This is a genomic window from Falsiroseomonas sp. HW251, assembly GCF_050563545.1.
Lineage (GTDB): Bacteria > Pseudomonadota > Alphaproteobacteria > Acetobacterales > Acetobacteraceae > Falsiroseomonas.
Genome location: NZ_JBNXUM010000081.1, coordinates 1 through 1,380 on the forward strand (window position 1 = coordinate 1; position 1,380 = coordinate 1,380).

Here is a 1,380-nt window from a genome sequence, read left to right on the forward strand (position 1 = left end):
TCAGGTTCCGCACGCGCTCCAGACGCTGCGCCGAGGGAACGGAGAGCACGCAGGCGACGTCGAATTCCCCGGTCTCGAGCCCGGCGGCGCGGGCATTGTCGTCCGGCACCGGGCGCCAAATGACGCGGTCGTAGCCATCCGGACGCTCGCCCCAGTAATCGGGGTTGCGGTCCAGCACGACGCGATTGTCGCGCTGCCATTCGGTGAACTTGAACGGACCGGTGCCGATCGGGCGTGTGCCGAAGCCGTTCGGTCCGGCATCGGCCCAATAGCGCGGCGGCAGCGCATGCACCTGGCTCAGCATCAGGGGCACGGTCGGGCTGGGGTATTTCGTCGTCAGCCGCACCGTAAGGTCATCGATCTTGGCCGCGCTGTCGACGGGTGCCGCGTAGCTGGCATAGGCCGGCGTGGTGCGGCCGTCCGCGAAGACGCGGAGCGACAGCACCACCGCGTCGGCATCCATCGCCTCGCCGTTTGAGAATCGCACATTCGGCCGCAGCTTGATCAGCCAGGTCGTCGGCGTCTCCTGAGTGACCTCGGTGGCCAGCAATGGCTCCGTGCGGTTGGTCGCGCCATTCACGAAGAGCAGCGATTCCGTGATGCACGCGCCGACATTGACGTTGTCCGAAGCCGTCGTGCCATTCACCCATAGCGTCGAGGGATCGAAGTTCTGCGCGATGATCAGCGTCCGCGCCCGCGGCACGGATTGCCCGAACGCGTCGAGCGGCAACGCGGTGAGGCCGGCAGCGGCACCGAGCGCGGCACGGCGGGTGATGCGCATGCTCATTCCCCCCAGACGGTGCGGAACAGGCGCAGCAGATTGCCGCCCAGAATCCCTTCCACCTCGGCGCGGGAGAAGCCGCGCTTCATCATCATCTCAGCGACATCAGGCACCGCGCTGTAGTCGTCGAAGCCCTCCACGTGGCGCAGCTTGGACCGCGGACTGGAATCGACGATCTGCGTGTAGCGATCGCCGGTCAGGCCGCCGAGCTTCCCGCGCACCATGTCGCCATCCGGATAGGTGCCGTGGCTCATGTCGGTGCCGATCGATACCTTGTCCGACCCGATGAGGTTGGCAACGTAGCTAATCGCGTTGAGGAAATCCTCGACCTGCGGCCGCCCTTGCGCGTCGGGCCGGAAATTGAGCGGGCCCCAATTGGTCACGCCGATGACGCCGCCGAGTTCGGCGCAGCGCTTCATCTGCTCGTCGGTGATGTTCCGCTTCGTATCGACCAGCTTGCGCGGGTTGCAGTGGGTGAAGGCCAACGGCTGCTGCGTGAGATCCATGATCTCATGGGTCGCGCGCTCGCCCGTGTGTGTCAGATCGATCACGATTCCGAGGCGGTTCATCTCCGCCACCCATTTCCGCCCGAGCTTCGA

Annotated in this window: 2 protein-coding genes; both read right to left on the minus strand. The window is 66.0% G+C overall.

Annotation, left to right across the window (positions count from 1 at the left end; all coding sequences use genetic code 11):
- A partial coding sequence (locus ACLF3M_RS35230; RefSeq protein WP_430661684.1) for an ABC transporter substrate-binding protein occupies positions 1-781 on the minus strand: 781 nt, incomplete at its 3' end.
- Positions 782-783: 2 nt separating this feature from the next.
- On the minus strand, positions 784-1,380 hold a 597-nt coding region (locus ACLF3M_RS35235), incomplete at its 5' end, for a dipeptidase (RefSeq protein ID WP_430661685.1).